Source organism: Nitrosomonas sp. Is37 (genome assembly GCF_033063275.1).
Classification (GTDB): domain Bacteria; phylum Pseudomonadota; class Gammaproteobacteria; order Burkholderiales; family Nitrosomonadaceae; genus Nitrosomonas.
Map to the genome: position 1 here is coordinate 1 of NZ_JAWJYP010000036.1, position 17,144 is coordinate 17,144.

The window sequence follows — 17,144 nt, forward strand, 5'->3', positions numbered from 1 at the left end:
TATAGCAAGATCATCAACTATATCTCATCCTTTGAGAATCCCTTATCGACTCTATTTAAGTGCAGAATGCTCTAGCTCTCCTCCCTTTTTAACAATCTAAGGAAGACCTCACAGATAATTATCTGATTAACATAGATGATCGATTTAGAAGTCAATGACAAAGTTGTAACATTAATATTACGGGAAAAGGCACAACGATACTCTCATTTCCTGCTATCTATGGTCAAATTCACATGACTTTAATCCTGGCTCTACCAGCCTGATTCCTTTGGTTGCTTCATATTCTACGAACAAAAGTGTTTGGGTTTCATTGTCGACGGCTATAGAAGGAACAGTATCGGGGTTGCGTTCTTTCTAGATGATGATAAAACTACGATTTAATCGGATATATGCACGAGATGATTACTATCTAGCAACTTTCTATCACTATCTCCTAGATTTCCTTTATGTTTAGATCAGTATCAATTCGAAGTTAGGCTATTTACAGCTCCACAAAAACTAACATAGAAATAAAATAAACTTCCCCAAAGCAGCTATCGATTTACTACTGCTACCTGGTCTTGGCAAGCGGGATGTTTACTACGACGCAAAAACTTCAGGACTGCAACCTAGGGGCTACCTCTTCAGGCGTAAAAACATTTTGTGTCTTTCGGCGCATTCATTAAAGGTGGCGAGCCTGGGCAGGCAATACTTGGCGCGTGAATTGCTTGTGCAATGCAAGATGGATATCTATTAGTAGCTATCGTATCGCATATCCGCTTCAACCTGTGCAGTCAAGCTGCACAGGTTGAAAACAGCTAGGAATTGCTTTTATGGTTTACTGGACACGATAGGGCTAGCGTTGAGAAAACCCCAGATGAAATCTGTTTGCATGACCAGCATGCTTGGTCGGCTATTGTTATCGTTGTAGAACCAGAACGGATTAGGAATGCCATGATGGCTGCGCGCATAGCCAAAGTCGGTCAGATTGCGTTCAAATACCGAGAGCGCGAGGAAATTAGCTGAGCCGTTACTATTCAGCGCCACACTTGCTCTTGCGTGACAGCTGATGCAACTCGAACCATCCATAAATCCCGCCTCGGTCACTGAATTACCCAATAGCGTCGATTGACCGATCGAGTTTACAAACTCCACTTGTGAGCCTTTGAGGCGGAAGTTACGCCAGGCAATATCCTCTGGATCAGGTTCAACCTCACTCGTGCTGCTACCGCTACCAATATTCAATTGAGTAAGTAGTTTTTCCCATTCAGGACGGATCATTTCCAGCGGATAACCTTTGTCCGGATTGAACACGATACTGGGCGAGTTCAATTGATCGCTATGTTGATTGGGTTTGACATAATTATCTGCAGTACCAGCCGGGCGATTCTTGTCGCTGCTTGCATAGCCGTAAGCATCATTGCAACCTGTGATATCGCAGCGGCCGGACAAGCTAATATGCTCAAAGGTAGTCCATACCCAATTGGGAATATCTTTAGAGGAAATATGGAATGCCACGAGATGATGAATGCCTTCCAAACTGCAAGTGAGCGATGACTTGCTTATATCCAGCGCTTGCAAGTCGATCTGTGTCTGCAGCAATTTGCTGATGTACTGCTTAGGATCTTTTGGCAATCCCAAAGCAACAGCGAGATCATGGTGCAGCCAATTGCTCTTGATCATGATAGCATCCGGCGGCAAATCCACACGGGACAACGCGCCTGGTTTTCCGGCCTGAGAGGAATAATTGGCACGACGGTAAGGCGCCTCTGTCTGCAGATTTTTCTGGTTGACGTTGAATACATCCAACACACCGTTGGCATTATACAAATTATTGGTGAACAGATAATCGTGGAATACCTTGTTACGGACGGTCAGTTCAGCATTAGTCTGACGAATGACTCGACCAGTACTTTCTGCATCAGATGGGTTAAATTTCTTGATGATATCTGCTGTCAGATCCACAGTCTTACCATCAATCGGTACCGCAGAACAGGAAGGTACTGATGTTTCGGCAGCGTTCTTCATAAGCTGTGTTCTGACCATGCGACTAAGGGGATTAAGCGTGTCATGGAATGGTAGACGAGTATGACGCTGCAAGGCAGGCTCACGCGCCAGCTTTTGTGCTTCTTCTCCCAAAGCCTCTGTCAAAACTTTGAGTTTAGTAGCGTACTGAGTGCCTGGATACACTGGACAATGATCAGGATCGTTGTTCGCTGACCCAGGTTGGCAACAAGCATCTTTACCAGGTGCTTGACCAGGTTGACAAAGTGCATAAGGATTCGCCGGCCAGTTATCATTCTCATCAGCCCAGTTTGACCAGAATTTAGCCTGAATTACGTCAGCAAAGAGCTTCCAGGAAAACATATCAGGACAAGTCATGGCAGCGTTACTCAGAGCCTTGCTGGTACTGCTATTGATGGTAACCAATTCACCATTTTTAACAGTCATAGAACAATATTCAGCATCCTTAATGGCAGCCTGAAAATACAAAATGGAATCGATGCCAGTGGGCTTATAATCATCCGCGTGAACAGGTAGCAGACTGCTTAAGGCGATACCAATCAGAATATTAAACAATAAACGAGTTCGTAGAATCATAGTGTCTCACTACAATTAAGATGTAGGGATAGAAAATTACTTGTGAATCATAAAAGAAATCCCATATTGATTTTTCTTCGAAAATAGCGCTTTAAATGGGCCAAATCACAGGTTACTCCCATCGAAGAATGGGTTAGCGTGTGTACGTTAAATATGCCGATACACTAAAACGAATTTTTGCTAAAACCTATTGATTCGTCTTATCGAAACGCGCAAGCTCATTTTCTGTGATTTTTTAAAACTTCACGAATATTCAAATCGCATAGAAAAAAATAATAATCCTCATTAATCCCAGTTTCCAGGTGTTCTTGAGGCTTATTTATGCTTAATGATTCGTTATCAACTGAAACACTGGCAGTAGAAATTCTAGGAGTCGAACCTAACAGATAATAGGGGACAGACCACGGTTTCTAACTAAGCGCTGTTAATATGGAAACAATCGTGGTCTGTCCCTTATTCTACGCGGTCTCCCGCTTAATGGAGATGCAGTCAGAAGATTATCTGACAAAGGGTCATGGCAAGGTCGTTGCGGATTAGTCAGCTTCTCATTTCAGTTACATGCGATGAGTTCCAGCGTTTAAAATTAAGGTAAATCAATAGCAAGAAAGAAGACCAATCAAATTAGCTCTTCTAATCTTTTTAGCAGCGTGTTTGACTAAACATCTGGCTTTACGTATATTTAACTTAACCCTAACAGAAAGAGTGTTTATTTTTCCTATGCGCGGCGCGTCAGAATGCGCAGGAAATGAAAGTACCACTGACTATAATGCAATTATTACAACCTCGAGGTGAGGACGTATGGAATACCCTGCTAATGAGTCAAATAAAGACAACCCGGATTCATCCGCAACGAATGGGGAATTGCTGACGAAATTCGAGCGCGCTACTCGTGCCCTCAGCACCTTGAGCGCCGGTAATCATACTTTATTGCATGCTTCGGATGAACAAGAATTGTTGCACGACATGTGTCAAGTCATCGTGGAAAAAGGCGGCTACCGTGTAGCTGGCGTCGCATATGCGGAACACGATGAAGACAAGAGCATCCGGTATATGGCAGGTATTGGTGTAGACAAAGAGTCTATGGAGGCGCTTCATTATACTTGGGCCGATACGGAAATGGGCCACACCGCGATGGCCACCGCGATTCGTACTGGTCAACCCTGCGTGGGTAGGCACATCCTCACCGATCCAATCTATGCTGCTCCTGCTTATGCCCCCTTGCGCGAGCTTGCGATCAAGCTAGGCTTTGCTGCATTTACCGCCTTTCCCTTGCGCTTGGATGGAGAAGTACTCGGTGCCTTGGGTATGGGCACGATCGAACCCGATGCTTTTGATGAAAATGAAATCAAGTTGCTCAGCGAATTGGCCGATGACTTGGCTTATGGCATTGCCAACCTGCGCATGCGTATTAAGCAACAGGCAGCCGAAGCCACCATCGCGCGCCTCGCTTTTTACGACCCCCTGACCGAATTGCCCAATCGCACCCTCTTACTCGAGCGCTTGCAAGACGCCATTCACACCGCCAAACAACACCACCACGCCCTCGCCCTCTTGCACCTGAACATTGGCCACTTTCGTGAAATTAATCAGGTCTTGGGCTATCGCTCTGGTGATCAATTGCTGCAACAACTGGCTCAGCGCTTGATGCATACCCTCAAGGAAAGCGATATGCTGGCGCGAGTGGGGGAAAGCGAGTTTGCCTTGCTCTTACCCAGCGGCGGAGCTGACTATGCTATTCAAGTCGCACAACGGCTGATCATAGCCCTACATGACTCCATGGAAGTGGCAGGCCTGATGGTCGATCCGCGCGTCAGCATAGGTATTGCTCTCTATCCTGGCCATGGCACCGAAGCCGATACCTTGCTACGGCGTGCCAATGCCGCCACCCATGATGTCTGTTCTGCCCAAGGTGGCTATTCCTTTTATGCGGGAGGACAGGAAGAAGAATCCACCCGGCGCCTGTCTTTGATGGGGGATTTGCGCCGAGCTATCGAGCAAAATGAGTTATTGCTGTATTGCCAGCCCAAGGTCGATATTGCATCGCGGCGCGTGTGCGGAGCCGAAGCCTTGGTACGCTGGCAGCATCCCGTGCATGGTATGCTTGCGACCATGGAATTCATCAAGCTCGCTGAACATGCTGGCTTGATTACTCCCTTGACCAATTGGATGCTTGATGCGGTTTTTAGCCAAAGCTATGCCTGGCATGAAGCAGGGCTGGAGCGGGCTTTATCAGTGAATTTGTCCGCGCATGATTTGTACGATCCGCTGCTCATCGACCGCATCCAAGGTTTGTTTTCCACTTGGGGCATTCCGCCGGAGCTGATCCAGTTTGAATTGACTGAAAGCGCCTTAATGGAAGAGCCGACGGTGGCGTTGGAGACGTTGACTAAGTTAAAAAAACTCGGTACCCGGTTATTCATTGATGACTATGGTACAGGGTATTCGAGTCTGAGTTATTTGCAGAAGTTACCAGTCGATTCAATCAAAATTGATCAATCGTTTGTCATGCCCATGGTAGCAAGCAGTGATTCAGCAGTGATTGTGCGCTCGACCATTGAGCTTGGGCACAATTTGGATTTGGAAGTAGTGGCGGAAGGAGTGGATAGCCAAGCTGTGTGGGATCACCTGGCAGGGCTAGGTTGCGACGTGGCACAAGGTTATCTGGTCAGTATGCCGATGCCGGTAGAACAATTCAGCAATTGGGAAAGTGAATGGACACGAATGTCAGCGTAGTACTTCAGATGATGTTCTGACAGCCTGGATTGGTTCAATCGTATCTATTCAATTCCCATAGAATCTGCATTTTATCCTTTCACTGCTCCAGCAATGGATAAGCACTCTAAAAACCTTGACCGTCATCCAGCAAGGCCGGCGGTCAGCAACAATCTGTCTCCCTGTTTCAGTAACTCCACTGTCCTCACTATATCGTGCGAAGCATTCATTCCGGAACCGATCGATATGAAAAAACACCCTCATCCATCATCGAAGCCGCAGTTTAGACCGCATGCTCCCTGGATCCCGAATCAAGTTGGCGATCGTTGATCATCTGTCAGGCATTGAACCCTCCGTCAATGTTCAAGCTTGCGCCTGTGACGTAACCCGCCTCGGGGCCAGCCAGGTAAGCAACCATCGCTGCGACCTCCTCGGCTGTGCCGTAGCGAGGCAGCGCCATAACCTGTTTCTTGAGTATATCGGCGAACTCGCTGTTATCAGGGTTCATGTCGGTGTCGATCGGTCCAGGTTGAACATTGTTAATGGTGATTCCACGCGGACCGAGATCGCGCGCCAGGCCTTGGACCAACCCTTTGAGAGCGGACTTGCTCATCGCGTAAACCGCTCCGCCCTGAAAAGGCATCCGTTCGGCGTTGCAACTGCCGATGTTGATGACGCGCCCACCTTCCTTCATGTGCTTGACGGCAGCTTGTGTCGCCACAAACACGGCGCGCACGTTCACAGCGAGGGTGCGGTCAAAATCCGTGAGCTTGAAATCGTCAATCGGACCAAAAGCCAGCACGCCTGCGTTATTGACCAAAATATCAATACCGCCCAATTCCGTCACTGTGCGCTCAACAGCGGCGACTACTGCGCTGGCATCAGCGCTGTCGGCCTGAATGGCAACTGCGTGGACTCCGAACGCCTGTGCAGTCTTAACGGTCTCATTGGCTCTATCGGGCGAACTAGCATAGGTGAATGCGACATGAACACCTTCGCTGGCAAGGCGCTTAACAATAGCAGCACCAATGCCACGGCTGCCGCCGGTGATCAGTGCGCGTTTATTCTTTAGTGAGTTCATAGAGTTGTCCTCCTTGTTGAGAAAAATGCAAATGAGCCACCTAACGACCCACGCTCAGCGACTGCAGAGCGGTTCGCGGCAGGCATGACAAGTTGCTTCCAGTTGGATTTGCAGGATTACGTCATCCGGGCCGGATTTGCGGTTTTTCTCCCTGGGCTGAGCTGTAGAAGTGGCGGCGCACATCAGACAGTGCTCACCTGGGGTGAAGACGGTGGCTGCGGCCCAATGCGCCAACTCGAATTCCGGGTGACGGGTCGGTCGCTGGAAGTCATACAGTTACGGTCTTCAGCGAGGACGGTCCCATCCGCGGCGACAAGCACAGAACCAAACAGCTTATCACTCGCCTCAAATGCCTCAGTTGTTAATCCACGCAGCGGCGCAGGTGCCACAACTCGACGGGCGTCGGATCAAAAGATGTAGTAGTCATAAAACACTCATTGAAACTGAATATGTGAGAAAGCGCCTAACACCCTAGCTCAACCGGGGATTTACCAGAGCGAAGCGAAAGCAAGACCGCCAGCTGGAGCGTCTGTTAAGCCATAGCGTACTTCATAAATGACTAAAAAACTCCGGTGCGCTCTGCCATTTGTCATGCAGCCCATCAACGTATGTAATAGGAACTTTTGAAAGCTCTTCGTCAGTTACATTAATGAGACAGCCAAGATTAACTCCATACATTTTCCCAATAGGTGTTTCATTGCCGACACCGAAGCTGCGAACGCCACAGTACTTGCAAAAATAGTGATGATTTTTCTTATTATTAAATAAATACTGAGTTAGCTCTGACTCGCCGGTCAGCAGACGGAAGTTTTCGGGTTTGGCTATCGCCGGCCAAAAGCGCGTGCGCCTGCAAATGGAGCAGTTACAGCGATACGAGCTTTGTGTGAGGTCTAAGTCGGCTTCGAAGGTGACTGCACCACAATGACAACTGCCTCGGTACGTTTTTAGCACGATGAATTCTCCATGAAACCTGAGAGCAATATTTTACAGTCCCAACATAATATTACAACATCTCTGTCTTACAAAAATTCAACATGTCTCAAAATGTCGTTTTATCATCATTCAATTTATCTATCTTATTGTTAATAATGCTTTAAACATAAGCTGGCAGAGCAATGAATAAGGAAACCCAAAATGTCAGCAGAACTTAACATATCACTGGAAATTGTAAAAATAAATTAGTAAGGGCACTAACTAAAATGCACTCGAGAGAACTGTATTTAATGCGAATCAATAAGAGCTAGTTCTACTATCAATTACTATGGTTTTCTTTTTCTTATGATGACTCAAAGAAAAAGTTTTATTGGATATTATATTGTAACTTCTTAATTTATATGGTGCTGTTAAGAAGAGTCGAACCTAACAGATAATAGGGGACAGACCATGGTTTCTAACTAAGCGCTGTTAATTTGGAAACAACCGTGGTCTGTCCCCTATTCTACTGATGAAATAGTAACTGGGAAGAAATGTGATAATGTGGTGCGTATTTAAGCAAAAAGAGAAGAGGACCTGTGGATTAACAGTCTCAACATCACTAAGAAAAAATGAATCTGATTCTGAGAGCCTTACCCACCTGGGTTAGCGATCATATCTGCAGTAGTAATGAGGGAAATACTCTTCGTTAACTGCATAGACTCTTCGCTCATCGCCACTTTCAGTAGAACTTTCATACGATTAGAAATGGATCAAAGTGTTATTTTACCGAGTTTATCTGTCATCATTTCTGTAAACCATAAATTACCCTTATAGTCCATTTTAATCCGATGCATCATCGCTCCCCTGCTAGGCAAGGTGTGCATGCTGAACGGAATCCCAGCAATGTCAGAGCCCTCAATATGTCGAATGGATTTATCAAACTTCAGGATGTAGTCATATCCTGATGGATTGGGATTGTTTTGATCTACATAAACTTGCACCCACAAATTGTCGTCACAGTCGAATACCAGAGATGCGAGTATGTCATTCTTCTGCAGAGCGGGAACGGGATATTCAGTAATCTTGCCGGATAAATCGATTTTACCTATCTTGACTCCAGCTTCTTCTGTAAACCACATGAACGGGCCCGATGGGTCTGGAATGACTGCAATAGGTCTACTGTTCGATGTCAGTATAGGAAATTCTCTGACGGTTCCGTCACCAGAGATATTTAAAATAGCACTGGCTAGCAATTCAGTTCCCCAGATATTTCCATCCGCTCCTGCGGATAGGAATATGGGCATTGCAGCCAGATTGTTCAGTTGGAAATGCTCTACACTGCTATCGGGATTAATCTTACCCACAATACTAGTGCGCTTGCCAGTGAACCAGATGGTTTCTCCGTCCGCATCCAAACAAATACCGTGTGGGGCTGGATTAATGGGCGTTTTTGCACCTTGCACAAATAATCGCACATCGATTTCTTTGACAATTTTTCCCTGGCCATCCAGTTGTACGACCAAACCAAAAAACTCCAGAGAAACCCAAAGTCTCCCATGTTTATCAATTAATATACCGTGCGGACCGCTGCCATCCGGCATCTTGTAGTAGTCGACTACCTGTCCTCCATAATCGCATTTAGCAATTTGATGCATGTTTTGCCCAGTGACATAGATATGCGCTTCATCAATCACTAATTCATGTGTTGAGCCATGAGCAGTGCTTGGCCAATTTAGGCTATATTCAGTTATATTTCCGAATGCTGCTGAAATAATTTTGCTCATAATCAATCTTCTTAAATCAATCACGTAGGGAGTAAGGAGATTTAATTTGCATTAAACCATATGCAAGCTGGCAACTGCACTTGTTATTTATCAAGGCTCTAGACTAGCAGGGCTAATAATATCCGAGTTCCTTAGCAAGTTCCTCAGGCTGTTCTTTCCAACGTCATTCAGATTCTTTTAAATGCAGCTCAAAATTAACTGATACACCATTAAACTTTACAAGACGTCGCTTGGTAAAACTCCAAAATGATTCAATACCGTTAATGTGGCAACACCCATCCCGAGCAAATTCATTATCACCATGAGATATGATAATAGGGGACAGACCACGATTGTTTCCAAATTAACAGCACTTAGTTAGAAACCGTGGTCTATCCCCTATTCTACGACAAGCCTGTCGCAGCAATACCAAGTACACCAACCCCAACACAACAGTGCGAAAGAAGACAAAGAAAATTAACCGCGCGACAATGTATTATGTAGCGACTAGACTACGAAGTAGAGCAATTTGTAAGATAGATACTGAAGCAGCGTGAAGTTAGCAGAAGGTAGCGTGTCACAAAACGTTTATATTAACAATATGAACAGGAGAACCAAGATGAACGTTAAAATTCTCATACTTAGCTCACTAATGATACTGCTTTTCGTAACATCGAGTTTAGCCAGGGTACTCGATGACAATGTTCCATTGTTCCAAGTTCCAGAAAAAGTTCGGCAAACTATCAAGGAATATACGCAAGATGGAATGATAGAAAATGTTGAAAAACGAACGATGAAAAAGAAGGTCATCGTTTATGACGCTGAGGTAAGAAAACCTAATGGCGAGGCAATTGAAATTACAATCGAAGAAGACGGCACTTTTGTCGAAATCCGGCATCCACAAAAATCGAAATCTCATAAATTGAAATAAAAGATATTCAATACTCGTGGATGCGCACTGAGCAGAAAATAATCCGGCGAGAGATGCAAATAGCTCACCGGGTTATATTGGATTGATAAGGTTACTACAAATTCTTTATCAACCAGGTTTGCAAAGGCTTTAGTATTTTTTGAATATAGATTAAAGAATTGAATTCAAATTTATCTGAGTCGAAATCTGTTCTTACCGATAAAGACAGAAGCAATAGCGTTTATTTTGAGGCATATTGGCAAGTAGTGTCCCAAATTGACGCCACATGAAGCTATTGCCGCGTTACTACCCTTGCTTCATGACTCGTTTGAAGCTGGAGTGGCTAACAATGGATGCCATCGCGTAGAAAAACTGCTGCCAGAAGGCTCATGGCGATGGACTGAGTATGAGCAGCAATCTCCCGAATTAAACACATACGATGTCATGATGAAAACGCTAGTGAATCGTATCTGGAGGCTTGCCAGCTCACTTTGGCAATATCAACGTATCCTGCGTAATAAAGAGTCATTCCCTTATCTAAAGCTGGATACTCCAGATGCAAGAAAAGCAAAACCTGAATGTGTAGCTTTGGACTTTGGATAGTAAAGTGTTACGCTGGAAAGAGAATACGGCTCGCAGGAAGAATCCTACAGAAAAACCGACTGGTTTTCCAAAGAGAGAGTGCATCGCACCATAAACGATTGGCAAAAAGAGTTTCGCTACGGGATATATTGTTGCCGATGTCGAATGGCTTAGAGCACCTATGCAGAAGATTACCAATTATCTTCTACATTTGATGAACGCTAAGACCAATGAATTGATTCCAACCTAGCCCGCTTAAATTAACTACAGAAGTAAAAATCACCCGCTGAGAAAATGAATTTCGTTCTAATTAATTTTGAGCAGATAAAAACCTTAATTCATAATTTTATATATAAAAAAGACCAATACTATAAAATTAATATTGGTCTTATCAGAGTTTAATGTAATTTAGGCCACAACTCTAGGGGAAGAATATCTTCTGTTTTTAAAAGTGCTGCTAATTGCAGCAACTATCAAATACCCCACAGGAAATAATGCACCTGTAGACATATCCCCAAATAAAATCAAACCAATTGAAGCCAGAACACTAAGCAAAACAAGGCTAAGAGATATTGTTGTGTTATTGCTAGCTTGATTTGTTCTCATTTATAACTCTCCAATAAAGTAATTTGTTAATGATGGTATTTCAAATCATTAGAATTCAAACTTTACAAAAAGTTTACATTTTATTCACAAATAATTTACATATTTATTTATATATGATTTTTTATACAACAAGAAAATTAGAGAGTAAGTTTTCTCAAGTGAGCAGATCATTGGCCGTCAATTTAAAATATTGAGTGATCACCATTAATAATCTGCTATATATCTTGATGATAACCCTGATTACAAGACGGCTTGGCAGCTTGTGCATAATTGGATTAAAAGGTGTCGAAAAGGTGTTAATTAAAAGGTGTCAGTCATTGCATCTTGCAAAATGAACGAATTAATCCACTAACAGTACTGTAATGAACATTAAAATAGGCGGCAATTTCAAACATTATGTAATGTCCCGTTTTGTATGACGCATTCATTACCGGTCACTTCATGCACTATTCAATGACTGACACCTTTTGTGCTTTACAAGTTTTGTCAATAAGATTCAAAGTAAATAGATTTGGCTTAAAGAGAGAATGAATCCTACCAATGACAGTTAAAAAAGTTTACTAAGCTGGTTGCCAACCAAAACATCCAAGGTGGTACTAAAATTTTTATTGATTCTTGTACCAGCGACCTCAAATTTTTTGGGTCTCCTGTCGCAGTCAATGTCAGATCTGATATTTTCCATAACAAAGGAAGAGTTACTGATATTAGCAATATCACTACTAACTCTAACATTAATAGCATTAACGATCTCCTTCATTATAAAAACAGAAGATGTCAGTCAGATTCTATACAAATAGTTGCATTCCGATAATAAATTTTCTAGCATTCCAACAAGATAATAGAAGCAGATTCAAAGATGCCATACACAGGCGCGGTACATAGTTATAGTAAGGAGATATGAAACAACTAACTATGTGCCGCAGTGGAGTCAGCTTAAAACTAAGAACAGGTACACATCTGCAACGATGGTTTGAGGACATTAGCAGAAATATACCACTACACTCCTAGAATTTAAGGGTACATTGATTAGTGTTACCTTAAACAAAAAAATTCAAAAAAATCAGGAGAAAATAAAAAAATGGTGCACAGCCGGGAGGAACGAATATGAGCGCGCCATGCACCACACAAGAGGAACCATTTAAAAAAGTACACAACTGCCATATGATGCTATGGGAGGACATCAACAGATGTGTACCGTGACTCTCACAGATTAGTAGGAGTTTTTTTAAGAATTGCCCTAAATAAAAAAAGTTCAAAAAACTTAGACGTCTAGTAGCGCTCAAATTCAAATCATTAAAGCGTAAGGGCAGTCATGGAGAAACATAATAACCCGGCGAGCAGACCACGATACTCGCTGGGTTATAGAGGATTATGATAGGTATTAATACAATGACATTAATACAGATTCTTAAAAGGTGTCAGTCATTGCATCTTGCGAAATGAACGAATTAACCCACTAACAGTACTGTAATGAACATTAAAATAGGCTGCAATTTCAAACATTGTGTAATGTCCCGTTTTGTATGTCGCATTCATTGCCAGTCACTTTATGGGCTATGCAATGACTGACACTTTTTCTTTCTTTACGTTAGCTCCACAAAGCAAAGTAGCAATATAGTAGCAATGAGGAATTATCAATGATTGAATAGCATTATAATTTATTGTTTTATTGGTGCTGTTGAGAGGAGTCGAACCTCCGACCTACTGATTACGAATCAGTTGCTCTACCAACTGAGCTACAACAGCGTTTTGAATTGCTGACAAACGCCGGATTATAGAGGTTTAAGAAGCTGCGAGCAATTATAAGTTTTTTAATAACTAAATATATTAACAATAAAATCCAGGAATTATCAGATTAAATAATTGAACAAAATAATTTCTCAATAATTTCGTTTAAATTCCCTGATTGTCCTCAAAAATCTGTACATTTTCAGCAAAAAAAGCCATAATTTTATGATGACATTTAGAAACATATCGGCTAAAAATATTCTGGTTATCCATGGACCAAACTTGAACCTTCTGGGTAGACGGGAGCCGGAAATCTATGGCAAAACGACTTTAGACGATATTAACAGAAAATTATCTGCAGTATCGCTGGCTGCTGAAGTGAGGCTAGAAGCTTTTCAAAGCAATAGTGAAGGTGAATTAATAAACCGGGTGCAACAAGCAATGCATGATGAAACCGATTTCATCATAATCAACCCAGCAGGTTTGACTCATACCAGCATTGCTTTACGTGATGCTTTGGCCGCAACAGGATTGCCTTTTATTGAAATACATCTTTCTAATATCTATGCACGCGAGGCATTTCGTCAGAAATCATACTTCTCTGATCTTGCAATCGGCGTAATCAGTGGCTTAGGGGCAAAAGGCTATGAACTGGCATTACAGTTTGCTTTACGTGAGCGATAGTTTCCAGCTAAATCTTTTAATCACTAGCATATGCTTTGATTAAGCATCAATCCAAAATCTACACAAGGCTAACGATAAAGAATAATAAATAATACAATGAATTAATAATATGTAGTAATATGCCGCCGCCACTTATTCAAATACGCATTGATGGATCACTTTGTTAGCAAAGAACATAAATTCTATTTTGTTTTTAAACTAAATCTTGCAAACCTTAACGATAGATCATGTTTCAGGTTTAATTCGAGATTACTCGTGAACGGGATGTTTCCGGGAGGCTGTATATGGATCTAAGAAAGCTAAAGAAACTAATTGAATTAGTTGAAGAATATAATATCACCGAGTTAGAAATTACTGAAGGTGAAGAGAAAGTTCGCATCAACAAATCTGGCTACTCATCGCAGAATTATGCAGTCATGCCTCAATTTTACCAAGCTGGTGCTGCCCCAACAGTAAGTGTGCCGACCAATGCAACTGGGGCTGTTTCAACGGAAACAGAAACCAAACCAAGTTTACCGGAAGGGCATATTGTAAAATCACCGATGGTAGGTACTTTTTATCGTGCTTCCGCACCTGGGGCAAAACCTTTTGTAGAAACCGGGCAGACTGTTAAAGTGGGTGATACCTTATGCATTATTGAAGCAATGAAACTTCTTAATGAAATAGAAGCCGATCAAGCTGGTGTCATCAAAGCCATTTTGCTTGAAAATGGACAGCCAGTTGAATATGGTGAGCCTTTATTTGTAATCGGGTAATTTTTTAATCATCCACTCTTTTGACTTAGCCTTCCAGATTTCACCTCAAATATGTTTGAGAAAATACTTATTGCCAATCGTGGCGAAATTGCCTTGCGTATCCAACGTGCATGCCGTGCCATGGGAATTAAAACCGTTGCAGTTCATTCTGAGGCCGATGCTGAAGCCAAGTATGTCAAACTTGCTGATGAATCCGTATGTATCGGTCCTGCCCCATCAAGCCAGAGCTATCTCAATGTACCGGCTATTATCAGTGCGGCAGAAGTAACAGATGCCGAAGCCATTCATCCAGGTTACGGTTTCCTCTCAGAAAACGCCGATTTTGCTGAAAGGGTAGAAAAAAGTGGCTTTGTCTTCATAGGACCACACCCGGAAACCATACGATTAATGGGTGATAAAGTCAGTGCAAAAAATGCCATGAGGCAAGCAGGTGTTCCCTGTGTTCCTGGCTCAGATGGTGCATTACCGGAATCGATAGAGGAAATCAAGAAAATCGCTAAAGCGATAGGCTATCCCATTATTATCAAAGCTGCTGGTGGTGGTGGAGGGCGAGGTATGCGCGTAGTACACACGGAAGCTGCCCTCTCCAATGCAATTATCACAACGCGGAATGAAGCTCAAACAGCCTTCGGTAATCCAACCGTATATGCAGAAAAATATCTAGAAAACCCTCGGCATATTGAATTTCAGGTATTGGTCGACGACTACGGCAATGCTGTTCATCTAGGTGAACGGGATTGCTCCATTCAACGTCGCCATCAAAAAATTCTTGAAGAAGCTCCAGCAACAAATATTCCTGCACGACTACGGGATAAGATTGGCGAGCGCTGCACGGAAGCCTGTCGTCGTATCAATTATCGTGGTGTTGGAACTTTTGAATTTCTTTATGAAAACAATGAATTCTATTTCATTGAAATGAATACACGCTTACAGGTAGAACATCCGGTGACAGAAGCGGTTACCGGCATTGATCTCGTTCAAGCCCAGATTCGTGTTGCTGCAGGAGAAAAACTCGCATTACGGCAAAAAGATATCGTGATCAAAGGACATGCCATTGAATGCCGCATTAATGCCGAAGATCCCTATAAGCTAACGCCATCGGCAGGTCGTATTACTCAGTATCATGCCCCCGGCGGTCCGGGTATTCGGGTTGATTCTCATGTTTACCATAACTATATGGTGCCTCCTTATTATGATTCCATGATTGGCAAAATCATCGCTTATGGAGATGATCGGGATCAAACCATCGCCAGAATGCGTATTGCACTTTCAGAAATGGTGGTTGACGGTATCAGAACGAATATTCCCCTACACCTTGATCTGTTATCCGATACAAATTTCCTTAATGGTGGTGTTTCGATTCATTATCTGGAACACAAGCTTGCTTTGCATAATAAAGCAACTAAGGAAAATGGTTAAACGATCTTATTGAAGTTACCCACAGTTAAACCTAAAAACTACAGTTGACTGCTTGATTAGAGAGTTAGGCCCATGACATATAGAGGCATTCTCGAAATTTTCTCATTCACTAGAATAGTAAGGCCGCTACGAGGTGCATCATATGTCGCTCCATGCGCGAATGCGGCGTTGTTCTTCGTTGCAGGGAATGACCCTGCGGCCTCATCGCGCCTTGCCTCGCATCTGGATCACCACACGCTCCACTCCGTCCAACTACGGTTTTTAGGTTAAAATGTCTTGGGTATCACTTACCATTGAAGTCAACGCGGTGCATGTTGAAATTTTAAGTGACACACTATTCGAGCTAGGTGCATTATCCGTTGATATCCATGATGCTGCCGCCGGTACCGAACAAGAGCAGCCTTTGTTTGATGAGCCAGGCGAACTCACGGGCGAAATCTGGGCAAAGACTGAAGTCACCGCATTATTCGAGCAAAATGCAGATATTCCAATCATTATGCAAATGGTTACAGAAGCACTGCAGCTTGCAACTCAGCCTGAGTACCGTTTATCTCGCCTGGAAGAGCAAGACTGGGTCAAATTGACGCAAGCACAATTTGACCCAATCAAAATATCATCACGATTATGGATTGTTCCAACCTGGCATCATCCCCCTGATCCAACAGCAATCAATCTGATTCTTGATCCAGGACGAGCTTTTGGTACTGGCAGCCATCCCACTACTCAACTTTGCCTCTCCTGGTTAGACAGGAATGTGCTATCTGGTGAAACTGTACTCGATTACGGATGTGGCTCGGGTATACTGGCAATTGCTGCACTAAAGCTGGGCGCAAGTAACGTGTTAGGTATTGATATTGATGCCAATGCTATTGAAGCAAGTCGCGACAATGCAGTACTCAATCGTTGCGATCCGGAAAGAATACTATTTTCCACAACATTAGATTTATCCCGAACCAATACGAAAGAGCATAGACTAATTGATAAGGTAGTCGCAAATATCCTGGCTAACCCATTAATTATGTTAGCTCCCATATTGATGAATGCCTTACGCAAAGGTGGCTATATAGCACTCTCTGGTATTCTCAAGGAGCAGGCTGGCGAAGTCATCGATACTTACCGGCAATGGTTTGAAATGGATATTGCCGATAAAAAAGAAGACTGGGTGCTGTTGACCGGGATAAAAAAATAACTGCTTTTCTTTAGGGATCTTGAAACTTTTGCAACAAATAGTGAAATCAATATCAAGCTTTATGTTGATAACAGTGAGCTAAGCGCAATGGATTACTAACTGCCGCCGCTCTATCCATTATTCTCTTCACAATAATTCTATTTCCAAATCAAGCATGACGCGAAGGCGAACCGCAGACAGTATAAATAATACGGCAAGGAGAGCCGACAAAGTCAGGTTT

The 17,144-nt window shown here is 43.1% G+C and carries 14 protein-coding genes, 1 tRNA gene and 1 pseudogene; 8 read left to right on the forward strand and 8 right to left on the reverse strand.

Going from position 1 to position 17,144, the window contains the following annotated elements; genetic code table 11:
* Positions 1–810: 810 nt before the first annotated feature.
* Entirely contained in the window at positions 811–2,580 is a 1,770-nt protein-coding gene (locus R2Q26_RS13570) for a hypothetical protein (RefSeq protein WP_317536777.1), read from the reverse strand.
* Positions 2,581–3,378: 798 nt separating this feature from the next.
* On the opposite strand from R2Q26_RS13570, the gene R2Q26_RS13575 reads away from it, so the two are divergent.
* Positions 3,379–5,313 (forward strand): putative bifunctional diguanylate cyclase/phosphodiesterase, encoded by a 1,935-nt coding sequence (locus R2Q26_RS13575; protein WP_317536778.1) that lies wholly within the window; start codon positions 3,379–3,381, stop codon positions 5,311–5,313.
* A 316-nt stretch (positions 5,314–5,629) separates the two neighbouring features.
* Here the strand turns inward: R2Q26_RS13575 and R2Q26_RS13580 are convergent, their stop codons facing one another.
* The 5 genes and pseudogenes from R2Q26_RS13580 to R2Q26_RS13600 all read right to left on the reverse strand — a co-directional run.
* On the reverse strand, positions 5,630–6,373 hold the full coding sequence (locus R2Q26_RS13580) for an SDR family oxidoreductase (protein ID WP_317536779.1): 744 nt from the start codon (positions 6,371–6,373) through the stop codon (positions 5,630–5,632).
* Positions 6,374–6,555: 182 nt separating this feature from the next.
* A complete protein-coding gene (locus tag R2Q26_RS13585) occupies positions 6,556–6,762 on the reverse strand; it encodes a hypothetical protein (protein ID WP_317536780.1) in 207 nt (68 codons plus the stop codon).
* A 160-nt stretch (positions 6,763–6,922) separates the two neighbouring features.
* Positions 6,923–7,324 (reverse strand): GFA family protein, encoded by a 402-nt coding sequence (locus R2Q26_RS13590; protein WP_317536781.1) that lies wholly within the window; start codon positions 7,322–7,324, stop codon positions 6,923–6,925.
* A 734-nt stretch (positions 7,325–8,058) separates the two neighbouring features.
* Positions 8,059–9,072, reverse strand: coding sequence for a hypothetical protein (locus R2Q26_RS13595; protein ID WP_317536782.1), 1,014 nt, complete (start codon positions 9,070–9,072; stop codon positions 8,059–8,061).
* A gap of 163 nt (positions 9,073–9,235) precedes the next feature.
* Positions 9,236–9,382: pseudogene (locus R2Q26_RS13600) on the reverse strand (IS1595 family transposase); the annotation flags it as partial.
* A 288-nt stretch (positions 9,383–9,670) separates the two neighbouring features.
* On the opposite strand from R2Q26_RS13600, the gene R2Q26_RS13605 reads away from it, so the two are divergent.
* Both R2Q26_RS13605 and R2Q26_RS13610 read left to right on the forward strand, forming a co-directional pair.
* Positions 9,671–9,982 (forward strand): hypothetical protein, encoded by a 312-nt coding sequence (locus R2Q26_RS13605; RefSeq protein WP_317536783.1) that lies wholly within the window; start codon positions 9,671–9,673, stop codon positions 9,980–9,982.
* 255 nt (positions 9,983–10,237) lie between these two features.
* Positions 10,238–10,564, forward strand: coding sequence for a hypothetical protein (locus R2Q26_RS13610; RefSeq protein ID WP_317536784.1), 327 nt, complete (start codon positions 10,238–10,240; stop codon positions 10,562–10,564).
* A gap of 387 nt (positions 10,565–10,951) precedes the next feature.
* Here the strand turns inward: R2Q26_RS13610 and R2Q26_RS13615 are convergent, their stop codons facing one another.
* Both R2Q26_RS13615 and R2Q26_RS13620 read right to left on the reverse strand, forming a co-directional pair.
* A complete protein-coding gene (locus R2Q26_RS13615; RefSeq protein WP_317536785.1) occupies positions 10,952–11,149 on the reverse strand; it encodes a hypothetical protein in 198 nt (65 codons plus the stop codon).
* Positions 11,150–12,819: 1,670 nt separating this feature from the next.
* Positions 12,820–12,895 (reverse strand) — tRNA-Thr (locus R2Q26_RS13620).
* Positions 12,896–13,102: 207 nt separating this feature from the next.
* Between R2Q26_RS13620 and aroQ the strand changes: the two genes are divergently transcribed.
* The 5 genes from aroQ to prmA all read left to right on the forward strand — a co-directional run bounded on the left by aroQ (position 13,103) and on the right by prmA (position 16,924).
* Positions 13,103–13,561 (forward strand): type II 3-dehydroquinate dehydratase, encoded by a 459-nt coding sequence (gene aroQ / locus R2Q26_RS13625; RefSeq protein ID WP_411182363.1) that lies wholly within the window; start codon positions 13,103–13,105, stop codon positions 13,559–13,561.
* A 284-nt stretch (positions 13,562–13,845) separates the two neighbouring features.
* Positions 13,846–14,316 carry an acetyl-CoA carboxylase biotin carboxyl carrier protein gene (accB, locus tag R2Q26_RS13630; RefSeq protein ID WP_090571339.1) on the forward strand — a complete coding sequence of 157 codons (471 nt, stop codon included), beginning with the start codon at positions 13,846–13,848 and terminating at the stop codon, positions 14,314–14,316.
* 51 nt (positions 14,317–14,367) lie between these two features.
* Positions 14,368–15,735, forward strand: a complete 1,368-nt coding sequence (gene accC / locus R2Q26_RS13635; RefSeq protein WP_317536786.1) for an acetyl-CoA carboxylase biotin carboxylase subunit — start codon at positions 14,368–14,370, stop codon at positions 15,733–15,735.
* Positions 15,736–15,807: 72 nt separating this feature from the next.
* Complete coding sequence (locus R2Q26_RS13640; protein ID WP_317536787.1) at positions 15,808–16,005, forward strand: hypothetical protein; 198 nt, start codon at positions 15,808–15,810, stop codon at positions 16,003–16,005.
* Between the two features lies 1 nt (position 16,006).
* Positions 16,007–16,924, forward strand: coding sequence for a 50S ribosomal protein L11 methyltransferase (prmA, locus tag R2Q26_RS13645; protein WP_090571335.1), 918 nt, complete (start codon positions 16,007–16,009; stop codon positions 16,922–16,924).
* The last annotated feature ends 220 nt before the right edge of the window (positions 16,925–17,144 follow it).